This is a genomic window from Bradyrhizobium sp. CCBAU 65884 (assembly GCF_028128835.1).
Lineage (GTDB): Bacteria > Pseudomonadota > Alphaproteobacteria > Rhizobiales > Xanthobacteraceae > Bradyrhizobium > Bradyrhizobium ottawaense.
Genome location: NZ_LBJU01000115.1, coordinates 26369 through 45015 on the forward strand (window position 1 = coordinate 26369; position 18647 = coordinate 45015).

General features: G+C 64.8%; 17 protein-coding genes. 5 read left to right on the forward strand and 12 right to left on the reverse strand.

Annotation, left to right across the window (positions count from 1 at the left end):
• Positions 1-3: 3 nt before the first annotated feature.
• From XI03_RS17175 to XI03_RS17200, 6 genes are all read right to left on the reverse strand, one after another.
• Positions 4-1023 carry a patatin-like phospholipase family protein gene (locus tag XI03_RS17175; RefSeq protein WP_028140786.1) on the reverse strand — a complete coding sequence of 340 codons (1020 nt, stop codon included), beginning with the start codon at positions 1021-1023 and terminating at the stop codon, positions 4-6.
• A 221-nt stretch (positions 1024-1244) separates the two neighbouring features.
• A complete protein-coding gene (gene serA, locus XI03_RS17180) occupies positions 1245-2489 on the reverse strand; it encodes a phosphoglycerate dehydrogenase (protein WP_271592758.1) in 1245 nt (414 codons plus the stop codon).
• A gap of 304 nt (positions 2490-2793) precedes the next feature.
• Positions 2794-4026, reverse strand: a complete 1233-nt coding sequence (locus XI03_RS17185; protein ID WP_271592759.1) for a rhodanese-like domain-containing protein — start codon at positions 4024-4026, stop codon at positions 2794-2796.
• 69 nt (positions 4027-4095) lie between these two features.
• The gene (locus tag XI03_RS17190) at positions 4096-5274 is read right to left on the reverse strand and encodes a PepSY-associated TM helix domain-containing protein (RefSeq protein WP_271592760.1); all 1179 of its coding nucleotides are present in this window, start codon (positions 5272-5274) and stop codon (positions 4096-4098) included.
• Between the two features lie 2 nt (positions 5275-5276).
• Complete coding sequence (locus XI03_RS17195) at positions 5277-7601, reverse strand: TonB-dependent siderophore receptor (protein WP_271592761.1); 2325 nt, start codon at positions 7599-7601, stop codon at positions 5277-5279.
• A gap of 212 nt (positions 7602-7813) precedes the next feature.
• Complete coding sequence (locus tag XI03_RS17200; RefSeq protein ID WP_271592762.1) at positions 7814-8698, reverse strand: dihydrodipicolinate synthase family protein; 885 nt, start codon at positions 8696-8698, stop codon at positions 7814-7816.
• A gap of 178 nt (positions 8699-8876) precedes the next feature.
• Between XI03_RS17200 and XI03_RS17205 the strand changes: the two genes are divergently transcribed.
• Positions 8877-10289 carry an FAD-binding oxidoreductase gene (locus XI03_RS17205; RefSeq protein ID WP_271592763.1) on the forward strand — a complete coding sequence of 471 codons (1413 nt, stop codon included), beginning with the start codon at positions 8877-8879 and terminating at the stop codon, positions 10287-10289.
• Positions 10290-10298: 9 nt separating this feature from the next.
• Complete coding sequence (locus tag XI03_RS17210) at positions 10299-10979, forward strand: GntR family transcriptional regulator (RefSeq protein WP_271592764.1); 681 nt, start codon at positions 10299-10301, stop codon at positions 10977-10979.
• A gap of 6 nt (positions 10980-10985) precedes the next feature.
• Here the strand turns inward: XI03_RS17210 and XI03_RS17215 are convergent, their stop codons facing one another.
• From XI03_RS17215 to XI03_RS17225, 3 genes are all read right to left on the reverse strand, one after another.
• A complete protein-coding gene (locus tag XI03_RS17215) occupies positions 10986-11150 on the reverse strand; it encodes a hypothetical protein (RefSeq protein WP_162832268.1) in 165 nt (54 codons plus the stop codon).
• A gap of 125 nt (positions 11151-11275) precedes the next feature.
• Entirely contained in the window at positions 11276-12232 is a 957-nt protein-coding gene (locus XI03_RS17220; protein ID WP_271592765.1) for a DMT family transporter, read from the reverse strand.
• Positions 12201-12500, reverse strand: a complete 300-nt coding sequence (locus XI03_RS17225; RefSeq protein WP_028140795.1) for a hypothetical protein — start codon at positions 12498-12500, stop codon at positions 12201-12203. Before XI03_RS17225 ends, XI03_RS17220 begins: the two co-directional genes overlap by 32 nt.
• Positions 12501-12718: 218 nt before the next feature.
• On the opposite strand from XI03_RS17225, the gene XI03_RS17230 reads away from it, so the two are divergent.
• The gene (locus XI03_RS17230) at positions 12719-14740 is read left to right on the forward strand and encodes a YgiQ family radical SAM protein (RefSeq protein ID WP_038972243.1); all 2022 of its coding nucleotides are present in this window, start codon (positions 12719-12721) and stop codon (positions 14738-14740) included.
• Positions 14741-14757: 17 nt separating this feature from the next.
• Here the strand turns inward: XI03_RS17230 and XI03_RS17235 are convergent, their stop codons facing one another.
• Positions 14758-15051: a DUF718 domain-containing protein gene (locus XI03_RS17235; protein WP_212246087.1), complete on the reverse strand. Its 294-nt coding sequence runs from the start codon at positions 15049-15051 to the stop codon at positions 14758-14760.
• A 365-nt stretch (positions 15052-15416) separates the two neighbouring features.
• Between XI03_RS17235 and XI03_RS17240 the strand changes: the two genes are divergently transcribed.
• Together XI03_RS17240 and XI03_RS17245 are read left to right on the forward strand one after the other, a co-directional pair.
• A complete protein-coding gene (locus tag XI03_RS17240) occupies positions 15417-15875 on the forward strand; it encodes an Rrf2 family transcriptional regulator (RefSeq protein WP_038947373.1) in 459 nt (152 codons plus the stop codon).
• Between the two features lie 26 nt (positions 15876-15901).
• The gene (locus XI03_RS17245) at positions 15902-16585 is read left to right on the forward strand and encodes a class I SAM-dependent methyltransferase (protein WP_271592766.1); all 684 of its coding nucleotides are present in this window, start codon (positions 15902-15904) and stop codon (positions 16583-16585) included.
• Between the two features lie 34 nt (positions 16586-16619).
• Here XI03_RS17245 and XI03_RS17250 read toward each other — a convergent pair whose 3' ends face one another.
• Positions 16620-17180, reverse strand: a complete 561-nt coding sequence (locus XI03_RS17250) for a group I truncated hemoglobin (protein WP_271592767.1) — start codon at positions 17178-17180, stop codon at positions 16620-16622.
• Positions 17181-17481: 301 nt separating this feature from the next.
• On the reverse strand, positions 17482-18456 hold the full coding sequence (locus XI03_RS17255) for an ABC transporter substrate-binding protein (protein ID WP_271592768.1): 975 nt from the start codon (positions 18454-18456) through the stop codon (positions 17482-17484).
• Between the last annotated feature and the right edge of the window lie 191 nt (positions 18457-18647).

Below are 18647 nucleotides of genomic sequence, written 5' to 3' on the forward strand. Positions count from 1 at the left end.
CTCTCAGCACTCCGACAGCAGGATGTCGAGATCGGCGGTCGAGCGCCGACCGATATCCGGGCCGTGCTCGTCGAGGAAGGTTTCGGCCGCCTGACGTCCTTCGCCGTGCAGCATCGAGACGAACTCCCATTCGGCGTTGAGCTTGGACGAGGCGCCGAACTTCGCGAGCATGTCGCTCTTGACGCGGTGGGTCCGCATCTTCGCCCAGCGCGCGCCCTCGCCGCTTCCCGGGTCGGCCGCCTGACGCAGCAACGCGATCATACGCAACTCCTTCATCAGCGGCGAGTTGAACGAAATCTCGTTCAGCCGATTGAGTATCTCCGCAGCCGTCCGCGGCTCTTCCGGCTTTTCAGTCGGATTGATCTGCACCAGGATGGTGTCGTGCGCGTCGCTTTCGCGAATGAGCGGTGTGATGGTCGGGTTGCCGGCATAGCCGCCATCCCAATACGGTTCGCCGTCGATCTCGATCGCGCGGAACATGGTTGGCAGGCAGGCCGACGCGAGCAACACGTCAACCGTGATCTCCGCGTTGCGGAAGATGCGTCCTCGCCCAGTGCGCACCCGCGTCGCAGTGATGAACAGCTTGATCGGCGAGCGCGCGAGGCGCTCGAAATCGATGCTCTCGGCCAGCACCGCATGCAGCGGATTGTAGCCGGTCGGATTGAGGTCGTAGGGGGAGAGCACCCGCGACATCAGGTCGGTCAGGATGTAGGCCGGCGACGTATCGAGCGTCCAGCGCCCCATCAGCCGGTCGAGCGGCGAGCGCTGGAGCGGGCTGAAGGCCGCCGCCTTCGAAACGCGGCGCCAGTATCGTTCGAGCGCGTCACGCGCACCCTCGGCCCCACCGGCCGTCCACCCATCCGCCAGCACCGCTGCGTTCATCGCGCCTGCGGACGTCCCGGAGATCGCGGCGATCGTAAGCCGCTTCTCTTCCAGCAGGCGATCGAGCACGCCCCAGGTGAAGGCGCCATGCGAACCGCCGCCTTGAAGCGCGAGATCAATCAGTACGCTGTCCGGTTCCATCGCGGCACTCACGCAACTGAAGCTCAATTCGACGCGACTTGTACGTGGGCGTCGAAGTCGATGGCGTAGTTTAGAGAGCCTTGGCGGAGAAATGCAACCGGAACGTGGGCCCCGCGCCGTCTAAAGCGCGATGCGATGAGGATGAATCGTCATCGCGCTTTAGGTCGTTGTTTAAGCATGATCTTTTCGGAAAACCGCCGCGCACTTTTCCGGATCATGCTTTAGTGCTCGAACACCAGCCGCGCGCCGACCGTGCCGTCGAGGGCGCGGATCTGCTGGAGCAGCGCCGCGGAATCCTGCCCCGCCAGATCGGCATCGAGCACGACGTAACCGAGATCGCCGGCGGTCTCCAGATATTGCGCGGCGATGTTGATGTCGCGCTGGAGGAAGACCTCGTTGAGCCGGCGCAGCATGCCGGGCACGTTGCGATGGACATGACTGAAGCGCGCGCCGGAGGGACGCAGATGCAGCTGCACTTCCGGAAAGTTCACCGCGCCCATGGTCGAGCCCGTGATGAAATAGTCGACCAGCTTGCGCGCGACTTCGCCGCCGATGCGCTCCTGCGCCTCTTCGGTCGAACCGCCGATATGCGGGGTGAGGATGACGTTCTCGAGGCCCTGTATGGGGCTTTTGAAGCGATCGGAATTCGACGACGGCTCGACCGGAAACACGTCGACGGCCGCGCCGGCGAGATGACCATCGCGCAAAGAGCGAGCGAGCGCGTCGAGATCGACCACGGTGCCGCGGCTGTTGTTGATGAGGAACGAGCCGGATTTCATCGCCCGTAGCTCCTTCTCGCCGATCATGCCCGCGGTCTCCGGCGTCTCCGGCACGTGCAGGCTGACGACGTCGCTCTGCGCCAGCAGCTCCTCCAGCCTCTCGACTGGCTCGGTGTTGCCGTGGCGGAGCTTGTCGGTGCGGTCGAAATAGATCACGCGCATGCCGATGGCTTCGGCCAGCGTCGAGAGCTGCGAGCCGATATTGCCGTAGCCGACGATGCCGAGCGTGCGGCCGCGCACCTCGCGGCTGCCGGTCGCCGATTTATCCCAGCCGCCGTCATGCGCCGACACCGAGCGCGGAAAGATCCGCCGCAGCAGCATCACGATCTCGCCGATCACGAGCTCGGCGACGCTGCGCGTGTTGGAGAACGGCGCGTTGAAGACGGGAATGCCGCGCTTGCGCGCTGCCGCAAGATCGACCTGGTTGGTGCCGACGCTGAAGCAGCCGACGGCGAGAAGCTGGTCGGCGGCCGCGAGCACCTCGTCGGTGATCTGGGTGCGCGAACGGATGCCGAGCAGCGACACGCCCTTGAGCGCACGCCGCAGATCGTCACCGTCCAGCGCCTTGGTCAGCCGCTCGACATTGGTGAAGCCCGCGCCCTTGAAAAGGTCGACAGCGCTGTCGTTGACGCCTTCGAGCAGCAGGGCCTTGGCACTCCGCTCAGGGCTTTGGCCTGAGGCTGGCATGGTGTCTCCATTGATGATGAGCTTTGTCGCAGCTCATAGACCGCGGACGGTGCGCGGCACAATAGGGGTCGGATACGGGGAGAAAATGGCGGGTGGTAGATGTGTTTGGTGTACCAGACCCGTCATCCTGAGGTGCGCGTGGCGCGATTCCCAGCATGGCGCCAGGAGCCTCGAAGGATGAACGGCCCCGATACAGCCGCGCGGAGAGAGCCGGGCCGTCGCCCTTCGAGGGCCGCTGAAGAAGCGGCCACCTCAGGGGGCGGTGACGGAGTAGTGCTTGGGCCAGACGCGTGTTTGCCCAGTCTCAAATCACATAAAATCCGTGCGTGCCGTCACGGCGGAGTTGCTCGACCAGCCCATATTCCCAATCGAGATAGGCCTGCATCGCGGCTTGCGCGACGTCGGTGCCTTCATAGGGCCGGCGGTAACGGTGGGCCGGATCGGGCTTGGGCAGCACGCGCGGCGGGCCGATCTCGAGCGCGCCATCATAGCCTCCTTCCAGCACATAAACCTCCCAACCCATCTGGGCGAGCCATGATGCGGTCATATCGGCGCGGACACCCTTGTCGTCGGTCAGGACAATGCGCGCGCCACGCACGGGCGCGGCCATGTCGGTCTCCTGGACCAGCTGGCCGCCGGGATAATGGCGGAAGCCCGCAAGGTGACCTGCCGCATATTCCTCGGCATCGCGCACGTCGAAACGATAGAGGGTGCGGTCCGTTTGCGCGACGAGTGCAGCCATCTCGCTTGCGCCGATATGGCGAACACCGGCGCGATAGGCGACGTCGCGCGCATTGGCCGGACCGCCCTCGAACGAGCCGATCGCGCCGCGCCTGTCGGCGCCGTGGCCAAGCGTGTGCCGCGCCAGCGTCCAGCCGATGGTGCCGTTGCGCAGCGCCCGCACCTTGTTGGGCACGCCGGCATTGATCAGCGACTGGGTGCCGATGATCGAGCGGGTACGGCCGGCGCAATTGACGATGATGGTGGTTTCAGGATCGGGCGCGGCCTGCCCCGCCCGCAGCACCAGCTCCGCGCCGGGCACGCTGACCGAGCCCGGAATGTTCATGGTCGCATATTCGTCGAAACGGCGGACGTCGAGGATGGCGATGTTGGCCTTGTCCGCGATGAGTTTTGCCACCTCGTCGGCGCTGAACGACGGCGTGTGCCGTCGCGCCTCGACCAACTCGCCGAACGCTTTCGAATAGGAATTGACGTCCTCGAAAACCTCATAGCCCGCTGCACGCCAGGCCTTCAGCCCGCCGTCGAGCGCGCTGATATGGGTATATCCGAGCGCGAAGAGGCGTTCGGCGCCGGCCGCGACCAGCCCCTCGCCGTCATCGTAAAGCACGATCGCCACGTCCTTGCGCGGCAGCCGCACCTCGGCCTCGATCGCGATCCGATCCACGGCCATGTTGGCCGCGAACAGGGGATGCCCCGTCGCAAAGCCTGCCTCGTATCTGAGATCGAGCAGCGCAATTTCTTCGCGCAGCAGCAGTGCGCGGCGGATATCGGCGGGGGTGACGGTCGGAAGCTTCATGGCGCGGACCTTGAGAAGAGAGCCATGAGCTTTTGACCGATTAGAAGCGCGTTGGCTAGCCTCGTCGGCTCACTCGCCGGGAACGAGTCGCCCGAGCGGCTGCTGTGCCGGACGGCGCAGCTTGCGGCGCGACAGATAGAGCAGGATGCCGGTGACCGCGAATAACGGCATCGACATCGCGGCAATCATGAATGCGAGCTTGCCCGGCCAGCCCAGGATCTCGCCGCGATGGATGTCGTAGATGGCCGCGATGCTCTTTTCGCCGAACGTCTTGTCAGCAAAGCGCTCCGCTGAGACCAACTGCCCGGTGACGGCGTCGATGCGGAATTCGTCGCGCGTGGTTTCCAGCAACGAAGCTTTCCCCCACGACCGGATGCGCAACGTCGTACCCTGCGCAGGCAGCGTCAGCAAGACCCTGGAGAATCGGTCGCCCTCCTCACGCTGGAACGTCATCCAGGCCTGATCGAATCCGATTGGCGGCGCCGGTTCGGAGTTGGCCGCACGCGGCAGCTTTGCGGGCATTTTCGCTGCCGTGACGTGCGGACGTGCGAGCAGCCAGGTCACGCCGTCCTTGTACCATTCGAATGAGAAATACAGGCCGGTGAGGGTCATCGTCAGATAGACCGGAAGGACCCAGGTGCCGATCACGGTATGCAACGACCGGTGCAGAGCGCGGCCACCGAGCCCAAGATTCGGTTTCAGCCACATTTTCGGACTGCCTGCACGACGCGGCCAGCGCAGCACGAGGCCCGAGACCAGCATGAGGATCAGGCCGAGCGCGACCGTGCCGGTGATCGGACGTCCCCAGCCCTTGCCGTCGCCGGGAATGAGCAGCCAGCGATGCAGCCGGCGCACGGTCGCGAAAAATGCTTCGCCGCGCGGCGAGCCCAGCACGCGGGCGTCATAGGGATCGACATAGAGCGAGGTCGGCCGGTCGCCCCGGTCGTCACGGGCAAAGCGGACATGAACCGCCGCAGATGGATCGCTCGACAGTGTGACGGCGGCGACCTTGCCGAGGTCCTGCGAGGCCTTCAGCCGGGCAACCAGCACATCAGGCATCAGCGCCGGCGCCTGACGCGGCGCGACCTGCATGATGCCGGCGTTGAGATGATCGACGATCTCGTCCTCGAAACTCATGATCGCGCCGGTCAGCGCGATCAGGGACACCAGCAGAGCAAGGCCCAGGCCCGCGATGGAATGGACCTGGAACAGGACCGCCTTGATGGTGTGTCCGAGCCGCGCGGCCATGGCTAGAACTTCACTGTGGCCGACAGCGAGACGCGCCGCGCATCGCCGATCGCGACGTTCAGGGCGTTACCGGTGGTGGATGTATAGTAGACCTTGTCGAACAGGTTCTTGACGTTGAACTGATAGGTCACGGGCAGATTATCGACCTTCGTGTCGTAGGTCGCAAAGATGTCCGCGACGGTATAGGCCGGCATGAAGAACGTGTTGGCGGCGTCGCCCGGCCGGTCACCGACATAGCGCGCGCCGCCGCCGAGCCGCAGACGTCCGGCGAGCGCGTCGCCGAAATCGTAGACGAGATAGAGTGAGGCCGTGTTCATCGCGACATTCAGCAATTTTGCGTTGCCGACGACGGGATCATTGATCAGGCGCGCATCGGTATAGCCGTAACTTCCGATCATGCTCCACTGGTCGGTCAGCTTGCCGGTCACGTCCAATTCGACGCCGCGCGACCGGGCCGCTCCGGAGGTGCGCGCCGCCGACTTGCCGTTGCCGATGTCATCGAGCACCAGCACGTTCTTCTTTTCGATGTCGTAGACCGCCAGGGTGCCCGACAGCCGCTTGTTGACATCGAACTTCAGCCCGGTCTCCCACTGCGTTCCCTCTTCGGGCGCAATGGTGGAGTCGACGACGAAGCCGGTGGTGAAAGCCGCGATGGTCGAGGTCGGCTTCAGCGACTGCGTATAGCTCACGTAATAGGAGAGCTGGTCGTTCAGCTTGACGATGACGCCGCCGAGCGGCAACACCTTGTCGCCTGCGAGATTGGTGTTCGTGACGAAGACTGGCCGGCCCTTTCCTGCGAGTTGCTCGTATTCCATCCAGCGCACGCCCCCAACCACGGACAGCCAGTTGGTCAGATGGAAGGTGTCCTGAGCAAAGAAGCCGCGGGTGCCGAGCTTGTCGGTCTGCTCGCTGTCGGTTGCCGAAACGGTCGTGCCCGGCACGACCAGTCCGTAGACCGGGTTGTAGAAATTGAAGCTTGGCGTCGCCTGGCGGATCAGATCGTGGCGATCGATCGTGCGATAGAGCGCCTCGCCTCCGAACAGAAACTCGTTGCGGAAGCCGCCGACCCAGACGTCGCCCTGCAGATACGAGGTGCCGTAACTGGCATTGCTCAGCGAGTTACGGGTGCCATCGTTGCTGCGGGTCTCGACGCCGGTCGCGGCGTTGACGCCTGTGATGCGGAGCTGATTGGCGCTGAAGGTCTCGGTGTTGTAGCTGTAGGCCGCGGTGACCTTCCAATTGTCGTCGAGCTTCTGCTCCACCGACGCCTGCACCAGGTCGGAGGTGCCCCACATATTGTTGAAGGGCTCGTCGAGACGGCGCGTCGCCGGGATCGCCAGCGGCGCCCCCTTGACGAAGGACGTGCCGCGGTCGAACGGAGTGATGAACTCGCGGTGCTCATAGGTGAGCTGAACCGTCGTGGTGTCGCCGTACCAGGCCAGCGACGGGTTCACCAGCATTTCCCTGTGCCGGCCGAAATTACGCCAGTAATCCTCGCTGACGCCGTAGCCGACGAAGCGATAGGCGAGACCGCCGTCGCCGATCGGGCCCGTGATGTCGAGCGTGCCGTCGGCGCCTGTCTTGGACGAGCTATAGGCCGAGCCGAGCAGCGTGATCGAACCGTGCTGATAGAGTTCCGGACGCTTGCTGATGGTGTTGACGATGCCGCCGGGGTCCATGATGCCATAGAGCAGCGAGGCCGGTCCCTTCAGCACCTCGACGCTTTCGACGGCGGCATTGAGGCTGCGGCCCTGCACCAGCGGCATGCCGTTGCGCATGATCGAGCCGTCGCGATTGTCGCCGAAGCCACGGCGGATCACGGCATCCTGGGTGCCGGCAAGCGTGTTGGTCTGGGTGATGCCGCTGATATTGATCAGCGCGTCGTCGATGTTGCGCGGCAGTTGGTCCTTCAACACCTGCTCGGGCACGACGTTGACGGACTGAGAGGTGTCGAGTGGCGAGGCGCCGCTGCGCAGCGTCGTCGCGCTCGGCATCGCGCGGTAGCCGAGCTTTGCGGCCTGCTGCGCGGCGGCTTCCGCAGCCGCGCGCTCCGAGAGCGTCGGTGCGGCGGGCGCGGAGTTACGATTGCGCTGGCGCGCGGCGGCCTGCGTGCGGCGTGACGTCCGATCCGATGCACGCACCGGCTTCGGCCGCTGCGCCTGCGCCTCCACCGTCACCGGCGGCAGGGCCGATTGCGCCTGCGCGGTCGTCGTGTTGGAGGGGCATTCGGCGAGCAGCACGGCCGCTCCGATGAGAAGACCCGCACGGCTCTTGCCGGCATGAGTTCGATGGCTGCAGATGCGCTGGCCATCCAGATAAGCACGCACGTTCGATTCACTTCCCGGTCAGACGCAGCCTTGAAGCTGGCGCGTCTAACAGCCGCAGCGATTGAAGAGAACCGCAGGCAGAGTTGAATCGCTCTAGTGTTGAATCGTTCTAAGGACGGAGCGGCATCGAACGGCAATCTTCGATTGCCGTCGTGCCGGCCGCGACACGCAGCGCGCGAACTGGCGGCGGCGTATCACGATTTTGTGCGGTCTCAGGCGATGGCAGGAGCCGTCAACTCGTCGAGCTTCCGCTTGAACGCGGAGCCGTCGGACGAGGCGCGGAGCGGCGGGCGCACGCGCTGCCAGGCCGCATCGCCGGTCTGTGCCGCCAGGATCGCTTTCAGCGTCGCGGTGAACGAGGGCGTCTTCAGCACGATTTCGATCGCAGCCTGCATGCGCGCCTCGACATCCTTGCCCTCGACCATGCCCTTGACCAGCTCGGGCACGACGTTGGCCATGCCGCAGATGGTGCCGGAACCACCGGCGGCGATCGCGCGGGTGATATCGGCTTCATTGCCGACGGTGATGGCGAGCTCGGGAGCCGCCGCACGGAATGCCTGGAACTGCTTGAAGTCACCGCTGGAGTCCTTCAGGCCGGCAATCACCTTGCCGTAACGCTTGCGCAGGCTCGCGGCGACGGCGGTGGGGATAGCAACGCCCGACATCTGCGGGATGTGATAGAGATAAGCGCGCAGCCGATCGTCGGCGACGCCGTCGATGATCGCGGCAAAGGCATCCTCGATACCTTCGGGCGCGACGCTGCGGTCGAAGTAAGGCGGCAGAACCAGCACGTGGCGCAGGCCGAGACCGAGCGCCGCGCGCGAGAGTGCGATACTGTCGGTGATGGCGGGAAAGCCACCACCGATGCCGATGCGTTCCGGCGCAACACCGGCCTTGAGCACGGCTTCGATGGTCGCAACGCGCTCGGTGACATTGAACGAGGTGCCTTCGCCGGTGGTGCCGAACAGCACGACGCCGTCGACACCCTTGCCGAAAAGCTGCTTGGCGTGAGCCGCAAGCTTGGCGGCGTCCACGCTGCCGTCGGCCGCCAGCGGCGTCGCCGATGCCACCCAGAACCCGCGAATTGCCTCTGTCATCACACCGCCCTCTCAGCTGCGATCTCGGATCAAGCCTCTGATCTCCCAATGGTCTCCAAGGGGCTTCCGAGCTTGTTTTTGCTTTACTTTCTGTCTTGTACCTTACATACAAGAAAGGCGCAAATATTTTCCCCCGTCACGGCGCGCATGGGCGCAGCCAGATTTAGGGAGGTCTCGCATGAACATGGTGACCCCGGTGAAGCGGCCCGACCAATTGCTCGGCGCACTTCGCGACAAGCTTGGCGCAGCCGCCGTCCTGATCGGCACCGACGTGCCGGCGCGCAACTGCAACGACTGGAGCGCGAGCCTGCCGCAGACGCCGCTTGCGGTGATCCGTCCCGTCGATGCGCAAGGCGTGGCCGATGCGATTGCGACCTGCCGGCAGGCGCAGCTGCCGTTCGTGCCGCAGGGTGGGCTGACCGGGCTGTGCCGAGGCGCCTCGCCCGAAGCCGGCTGGGTCGCGATCTCGCTCGAGCGCATGAGCGGCATCGAGGAGATCGACCGCGCTTCCGCGACGATGACGGTAAAGGCGGGCACGCCGCTGGAGACGATCCAGAAGGCGGCGGACGAAGCCGGCTTCTTCTTTCCGCTCGACCTCGGCTCGCGCGGCTCCTGCGCCATCGGCGGCAATCTCTCGACCAATGCCGGCGGCAACCGCGTGATCCGCTACGGCATGACGCGCGAGCTTGTGCTCGGTCTCGAAGTCGTGCTGCCCGACGGCACCATCATCACTGGCCTCAACAAGCTGATGAAGAACAATGCCGGCTACGATCTGAAGCATCTGTTCATCGGCTCGGAAGGCACGCTCGGCATCATCACCCGCGTGGTGCTGCGGCTGTTTCCGAAGCCGCGCTCGACCATGGCCGCGCTCTGCGCGCTGACGGACTATGCCGCGGTGATCGCGCTGCTCGATGCGGCGCGCAGCGGGCTCGGGCCGCTGCTGTCGGCGTTCGAGGTGATGTGGCCGGACTATTGGGACGTGATCACGACTCGCGCCGGCGTGAAGCCGCCGATCGCCGCAGGTCACGGCCTCTATGTGCTGGTCGAGGCGCAAGGCACCGACGAGAGCCTGGACGCGCCGCGCTTCCAGGCCTGGCTCGAAGAGCTGATGGAACGCGGGCTGCTGGCCGATGCCGCGGTGGCGCAATCGCTGGCGCAGACGCAGAGCTTCTGGCGCGTGCGCGACATCTGCGCCGAATTCGGCCAGGTGCTGGGCCCGCACATCTCCTACGACATCGGCCTTGCGGTGGCGCGAATGGACGAGTTCGTCACGCGCTGCAAGGCGGCGCTCGCTTCCGGCATCGAGGGATGTGAGAGCGTCTATTACGGCCATATCGGCGACGGCAATCTGCACCTGGTCTCCTGGGTCACCGGCCTCTCCGTCGAGCAGCAGCCGAAGGAAGAGATGGATACGATCATCTACGGTCTCGTCCGCGAGATGGGCGGCAGCATCTCGGCCGAGCACGGCATCGGCACGTTGAAGAAGAAGTGGCTGGGCCATGCCAGGAGCGAGGCCGAGATCGCGCTGATGCGGACGCTGAAAGCGGCGCTCGATCCCGATCATCTGCTCAATCCCGGCAAGGTGGTCTGAGAAACGCAAATGCGCTCGCTCAAGCTCGATACGCCGAAATCGCTGTCGCAGCGGGTGATGCAGCGGCTGCGGCAGGCAATTATCGACGGCGAGTTCGCGCTCGGCGCTGCCATCTCCGAGGAGATGGTGGCGAATTCCTTCGGCGTCAGCCGCACGCCGGTGCGCGAGGCGATGGGCCAGCTGCAGGCGCAGGGCCTCGTGGTGATCCGCCCGCAGGTCGGCAGCTTTGTCTTCACGCCGAGCGCGGACGACATCAACGCGCTCTGCACCTTCCGCATCGCGCTCGAACCCAGGGCCGCCGAGCTCGCCTATCGTTGCGATCGCGGCGGTGCAATCGCCGCAATGAGCGAGGCGATCGCGGCGATGGAGCCGGCGGTCGCGGCAAAGGACAACATCGCCTATGGCCGCGCCGATGCAGCCTTTCACGAGGCGCTGTTCACTCATTGCGGCAATCGCTACCTCGCCGAATCCTATCAGCTGGTCTCCGGCCGCGTCGCGGCGCTCCGCACCAATCTGACCTCACCGATCGACGTGCGGACCCGCACGTCGTTCGACGAGCATCGCAGGCTGCTCGATTTGTTCGCGCGCAGCGAGTTCGCCGCCTTCGAAGAATTGATGACCACGCATATCACCAATTCGGGCGTGGTCTACGCCAGGGCGTTGAAGGTGGACTCGCTGAAGGTGGAATGAGCGCTTCTAGCGCCCTTCCCTCGGTCCCGGCCTGTCCAGAAAATCCAGCGCGGTATTGATCTGCTCGAGCTGGTGCTCGATCCTGTCGCGGTCCTCGACCGATGGCACCTTTTCGAGCTGCTCCACGAGCTTCTGCTTTCGCAACAGCAGGTTCTCTATGACTGTACTCACAGCTCCCCCATCGCCAGAGGCGAACATCGCGAGCGCGCGCGAGGCGGGCTCGCGGCAACCCTCCATCAGAATGTCCGCGAAGGCCGATGGTTCCTGCGGGTGAACCCGGACGCATGCGGATGGAACTAGCGGCGCAAACTGGCCCAGACGCCACCCAAAATCAGCAAACCGCCGAGAAGATGGATCAGCTGCGGCGGTTCGCCGAGGATGGCGAAAGACAATAGCGCGCTGGCGATCGGCCCAAGATAGAGCACGAGCGAGGTCCGCACCGAGCCGAACTTGCCGCCGAGCCAGGCAAAGCCGGCATAGGCGAGCAGGCCGGGAACGATCCCGGCGAAGACATAGGCCGACAGCGCCTTGGTGCTGAAGACCTCCCCCGGCGTCGCCCACATCTCCATGGCCGCGAGCGGCAGCGAGAACAGGGCGCCGGCGCCCGAGAACAGGCTGATGCGTGCCAGCAGCGACGCCTTTGGCGCGGCGCGCGATTGCAGCAGCGTGTAGCCGGACCAACCGAGCATCGCGATCACGACGAGGCCATCGCCCGCTGCAGTCTGAAGTTCGATCAGCGTCTGCGGATAGCCGCCGGAGATGATGAGCAGCGCGCCGGCGAGCGCCAGCGCGGTACCGAGCCATTGCAGCGGGCCGACATGCTCCATGCCGCGCAGGGCCGAGATCAGCAGCACCGTGATCGGCGACAGCGCCATGATCAGCGCGATGTGGATCGCCGTCGTCGAGACGCCCGCGGCGTAGACCGGACCGCCGCACAGGAACATGCCCATGAAGCCGGCGGCGAGGATCGGCCAGATGTTTCGGCCGAGCGGCACGCGGCCATCGAGAATCTCCTTGAGCGCGATCGGCGCGAGCCCGATGGCGACGATGCTCCAGCGGAAGAAGGCGAGCGCGAAGGGCGGGACGGAGCCGGCCAGTCCGCGCGCCAGAATCTGATTGGAGGCCTGCGCGGTCGCCACCAGGATGAAGCCGACCAGCGCAATCACGCCGAGCCAGACATTCGTGGACGGCGATACGCCGGTCACCGCATCATGACCGCCGTCAGAGGTTTCCTTGCCCGTTTCCTTGCCCATGGATCAATCGGATATCCGATGACGGCCGCGGTGAGAACCCCGACGACGGCTCACTGGCATGCATATGCGGCACGCGCAGCATTCCGGGAGGCGCGGCGATGCTCGCGAGCAGCACCGGCACGACAGGGGTGCGGCTGAGCGAGACCGAGAACACCGCCAGCAGCGCGCACAGCATGCAGAGCCTCATCCGCACCGTCCGGCGATCGGTGATCGGCAGAAAGAGGAAGAACAACATCGCCAGGATCAGCAGCGCATCGACCAGAAACATGGGGCTCTCCTTCAAGACTGGAGAGAGCATGACGCGACGGCACCGGTCGGTATGTGGAGGGCGTCACACCCCCATGGCTGACGCGGGTCACGCTGGGAGAGGACGAAGCGGCACGCGCTCGTGACCCGTTAACGCGCCCGGACTGCGGCCCGGGAACCTCGATCTTTCACGCGTCCGTCGGTTGTATTCAGGAGCGTGGAGTCCTATGCGTAGGCGCCATGGACACCCAGATGATCACCGCCGTAAAGCCGCTGATGGCCCGGGCGCAGCCGCGCAAGCCTGCACCGTTCCTCCCGATGAGCCGCGCCGAGATGGATGCGCTCGGCTGGGACGCCTGCGACATCGTGCTGGTGACCGGGGACGCCTATGTCGACCATCCGAGCTTCGGCATGGCCATCATCGGCCGGCTGCTGGAGGCGCAAGGCTTCCGGGTCGGCATCATCTCGCAGCCCGACTGGCATTCGGCCGAGCCGTTCAGGGCATTAGGCAAGCCACGCGTGTTCTTCGGCGTCACCGGCGGCAACATGGATTCCATGGTGAACCGCTACACCGCGGACCGCCGCCTGCGCAGCGACGACGCCTATACGGCGGGCGGCGAAGGCGGCAAGCGGCCGGACCGCTGCACCGTCGTCTATGCGCAACGCTGCCGCGAGGCGTTCAAGGACGTGCCGATCGTGCTCGGCGGCATCGAGGCCTCGCTGCGCCGGATCGCGCATTACGATTACTGGTCGGACAAGGTGCGTCGCTCGGTGCTGGCCGACGCCAAAGCCGATCTCCTGCTGTACGGCAATGCCGAGCGGGCGGTGGTCGAGGTGGCGCAACGGCTCGCGGCCGGCGAGGCGCCGCGCGCGCTCGACGACATCAGGGGCGTCGCGTTGTTCCGCAAGGTCCCCGAGGACTACACCGAGCTGCACGCCGACGATCTCGATTCCGCCGACGAGGGCGCGACGCGCCAGAAGGGTGCGACCGTGATCCGGCTGCCGGCGCTCGAGCAGGTCGAACAGGACAAGGAAGCCTATGCCCGCGCATCGCGCGTGCTGCACCGGGAGAGCAATCCCGGCAATGCGCGGCCGCTGGTGCAGCGTCACGGCGATCGCGACCTCTGGCTCAACCCGCCGCCGATCCCGCTGACCAGCGAAGAGATGGACGCGGTCTACGACCTCCCCTACGCGCGCGCGCCGCATCCGTCCTACGGCGAAGCAAAAATCCCCGCCTGGGACATGATCAAGTTCTCGGTGACGATCATGCGCGGCTGCTTCGGCGGCTGCACCTTCTGCTCCATCACCGAGCACGAAGGCCGCATCATCCAGAACCGCTCCGAGGGTTCTATTCTGCGCGAGATCGAAAAGATCCGCGACAAGACGCCGGGCTTCACCGGCGTGATCTCCGACATCGGCGGCCCCACCGCCAACATGTACCGGATGGCCTGCAAGGACCCGAAGGTCGAAGCGGCGTGCCGGCGGCCGTCCTGCGTCTTCCCCGAGATCTGCCCGAACCTCAACACCTCGCATGACGATCTGATCCGGCTCTATCGCAAGGTGCGCGAGACCAAGGGCATCAAGAAGGTGATGGTCGCCTCCGGCGTGCGCTACGACCTCGCGGTCGAGAGCCCCGAATACATCAAGGAGCTCGTTACCCATCACGTCGGCGGATACTTGAAGATCGCCCCCGAGCATACCGAGCGCGGTCCGCTCGACAAGATGATGAAGCCGGGCATCGGCGCCTACAACAAGTTCAAGCGCATGTTCGACGCCGCGGCCGAGCAGGCCGGCAAGAAATATTACCTGATCCCCTATTTCATCGCGGCGCATCCGGGCACGACCGACGAGGACATGATGAACCTCGCGCTGTGGCTCAAGAAGAACCGCTATCGCGCCGATCAGGTGCAGACCTTCCTGCCCTCGCCGATGGCGACCGCGACCGCGATGTACCACACCGGCGTCAACCCGCTGCGCGGCGTCCGCCACGGCGGCAGCGACAAGGTCGAGGCGATCAAGGGCCTGCGCCAGCGCCGCCTGCACAAGGCGTTCCTGCGCTACCACGATCCCGACAATTGGCCGGTGCTGCGCGAGGCCTTGATCGAGATGGGCCGCCGCGATCTGATCGGCTCGCAGCCCCACCAGCTCGTCCCCGCGCACCAGCCGCCCGGCACCGGCAAGGCCGCCGGCACGCGGCGCCCGGTCCGGCCGGGCGAGAAGACGCAGCGCTTCACGACCAAGGGTCTGCGGGTGATGAAGTAGCGGGCGCCGCTCGCCTGCTACAGCGCGAGCACCACTGCCCCTGACACGGCATCAGTCACACCGCGTCCGTTGCCCTGGTCTTCGAGCACCGACCTGAAACTGTCGAGGGTCTTGATCATCGCCGATCGTGCCGCGACCATTGCCTCCTGGCTGGCCCAGGTGCCGATCAGGCAGAAGGTCTGCTCTCCGGTCTTGATGATGACGCCGTGCTCCAGGCCAGGCCATTTCGCCTTGCCGTTCCGGTGCGCGTCGAGGAAGGCGGCTTCCTCACCCGGCTTCACCTTGAACCTGACCACATTATAGACGTGCATGATGCGCCTCCCAAAAATGGACTGATGAAAAACGGCGCCGCGCGAGGGACAGGACGAAAAATCCATACGGTCGCCCGGGCCAGATGGTGCTCTTCGCACGCAGGGGCGTCACCGTGACAAATCGGCATGGCGACCTCGGTTGTTTGGGACTGCCAGAACAAAAATGTCGAAAACAACCCCATGCACAGTAGACGGCATGAGCGGGATCAATGGCTTAGGAGACGTGCAAACGCTCGATGTGCGGAGCAAGGACAGGTTGCTCCGTCGAGCAAAACAGGGGCATGGCGGGATCATCGGGGAGCTACGTGCGTCGGCGTCAGCAAAGTCGCTTGACCTTTTCGTCATCACGTAACATATAAAGTTACATGAAACGAGATTCCCGCCTTTCCGGCGTGCTGCACGTTCTTCTCCACATGGCCCAGCAGCCCGGTCCCTTCACATCCGAAACCCTGGCGAAGGCCATGGACACCAACCCGGTGGTGATCCGCCGCATCATGGCGGGCCTGCGGGAGATCGGTTACGTGCGCTCCGAGAAGGGGCATGGCGGCGGCTGGACCATCGCCTGCGACCTGTCGAAGGTGACGCTGCGCGACGTCTATGCCGCGCTCGGCAATCCCCCGCTTCTGGCGATGGGCAACCGGACGGAGGCGCCCGGCTGTCTGGTCGAGCAGGCCGTCAATGCCGCGCTCGATCAGGCCTTTGACGATGCCGAGGCGCTGCTGCTGGCGCGGCTCGGCGAGGTGACGCTGGCGATGCTGGGCGAGGACCTGCGCAAGCGGATCGGGTCTCGAAAGATCCACGACATCAGCGCGCATCGCGCCTGAACGGCTCCATTCACGGGGACAACATCATGACCGACATTCAAGCCGCATTCTCTGATCCGCAATTCGTGGCGAGATACACCGAGGGGCCGCGGCGCTTCGTGCCGGGCTATGACGCCATGCAGTCCATGACGGCGATTCTGCTCGCCGAAAGCGTCCCCAGCGATGGGCAGGTGCTCGTCCTCGGCGCGGGTGGCGGCCTGGAGCTCAAAGCGTTTGCGCAAGCGCATCCCGGTTGGCGCTTCGACGGCGTCGATCCGTCCGCGGCGATGCTGGCGCTGGCCGGGCAAACCCTGGGATCGCTGGCACCACGTGCACGCCTTCATCAAGGCTATATCGACGATGCGCCGGAGGGACCGTTCGACGGTGCCACCTGCCTGCTGACCCTGCACTTCGTCGATGTCGCCGAGCGGCGCCGCATCGCCTCGGAGGTCCGCCGCCGGCTCAAGCCGCGCGCACCGTTCGTGGTCGCGCATCTGAGCGCGCCCGACGGCGAGCAGGAGCGCCCGCTGTGGCTGTCGCGCTACTCCGCGTTCCTGGCTGCGTCCGGCGTCGAGCCCGAGCAGGCGGCAGCCGCGCGGAACGCCGTCACCAACCATCTGGAGATTCTCGCACCCGCACAGGATGAGGTGATCCTGCGCGAGGCCGGCTTCACCGATCCCACGCTGTTCTACACCGGCTTCGCCTTCCGCGGCTGGGTGGCCTACGCGTGAGGTCGCAATTCGTCGTTCGGCACCACGGGATGCTTCAACCGCGCTTGGCTCTCGATACGTAACCGGCGGTAACCTCATCTTTGTGGCTGGCGAACGCAGCCAGCACTTCGGTCTTCTCGCGCTTCGGGACCTTGGCGAAGTCAAGTGTCCGCCCGAGTTCAGCAGCGACCTCGTCGAATTCCGCCGGGGAGATCCGCAAGGCCCGGTGCGCCTCCTCAAGGCCAAGGGGCGTCGTCCCCGGCCTGGTGGCCTTGAACTGGAACGGCCCACCCGAAACGTCACAGACCCAAAGTGTTCGCATGAACTTGAGACCAGGCAAGCGTTTCAGATTTTTGGTGTGCCATTCCCTCAACTGCGGATTTTTTGACTTCTGACCGACGACGGCGTTCTTTACGACAGCGTCGCTGAAGTGATCCACGACCGCTGCAATGGCGAAGACGCCGCCAAGTCGTTCATACAGGCTTTGATCCGGAGTGGTTTGCTGGGCCTGCGCACGCGCTTGATTGGCTTCAGCCAAAGCGACGGGCGCGGCTGTCAGCGCCAGTCCTGCGACCACACTTCGTCTGCTGATGGAAGTCGAACGAGGCCTTGCCATGGGTACCTCCTTACATCGGTTTCCTGAGGCATTGCAGCCAACATCCCGCGCAACTGCCGCCGTGCGCGCGTTGCCGTCCGGAGGCGCTGCCGGTGATTGCGGCGCTCCCGTTGGATGGGTCGGAACGGAAATGGTTCCCGGAAATTTTGAGCTAGACGCAGACCCATGCGCACCAAACTGCGAAGAACTTGGTATGAGCAAATCTAGTCCGCCATGCCCCTGAGAGCTGACGTCGAGCCAAGCGTCGAACGCGGACGAAAAGGGCCAGGCGCAGACTCATGCACCGCAGCGAACGGCATCTCTATTCGATGACGTGGTCGGCGCGAACGAGCAACGAGGGCGGCACGGTGAGGCCGAGCGCCTTTGCCGTCTTCAAGTTGATCACCAGCGCGAATTTGGTCGGCTGTTCTACCGGCAGATCGGCGGGCTTGGCGCCTCTGAGGATTTTATCGACATATCCGGTTGCACGGCGGTACAGATCGACAAAATCGGGGCCGTAGACGATCAACCCCCCGAGGTCGGCGCATCGTCGGAACAAGTAGCTTGTCGGCAGATGATACTTCGCGGCGAGCGCGACCACTCGGGGAGCTTGGAAAAAGGTCAGACTGTCACCCATATCCAGCACGGCGTCGGCATGTTGGGCGGCGGCCGACGCAAATCCAACGTCAAGTTCGTCGGGCGCCGTAGCCTCAACTGTCAGCAAAGTGACACCGAGCCTCTGGGCGGTGCGAGCCAAAAATTCTCCGAAGTTAAGTCTGTGCATCGGGTTGTTCGGGTTGATCAAGATAGCAATTTTCGAGGCACTGGGGACGAGCTCGCGGAGGATTTCGAGGCGTTTCGCGCCGAAGTCATCGGGAACCATGGTCGCAACACCCGTGATGTTGCCGCCTGGTCGCGCTAGGCTTTGCACGAGGCCCAGCCCCAGGGGATCGGCGACAGCCACGAAAACAATCGGAATGGTGGAGGTTACTGATTTCAGGACTTGCACTGCCAGCGGCCCAGGGGCGACGAGCACATCGGGAGTTAAGCCGACCAGCTCGGCGGCTAAAGCTGGCAAACGATCCGGGGCGTAACGATATTCTACAAGCAGGTTCTTGCCCTCGATCCAACCCTTCTCCAGCAACCCGCTGAGCCATGCGGCGTGAATGGGGTCGCGAGTCGGATCATCCGCCCAGAGGCCAAGGAAACCCATCCGCCGAGGCTTCCCTTGCGCGTGCAAATGTCCCGGCTGAACGAGCAGCGCCGCAGTGCCCGCCAGGAACTCTCGCCGCTTCATTCAATCCTCATCGCAGATTGAGGACGACGGGACGCAGAGTATCACGTCTCGATGGTTGTTGCACTTGCAGGGGATCGATAAGGCGGTATGGGCGCAGGTCCGCTTAGGGTCAAAACGCGAAGAACTCAGGTTGAGCAAATCTGGTCCGCTCTGGCTCAACGAGCGGACTACCGACCGCCGAGGGGCAACTT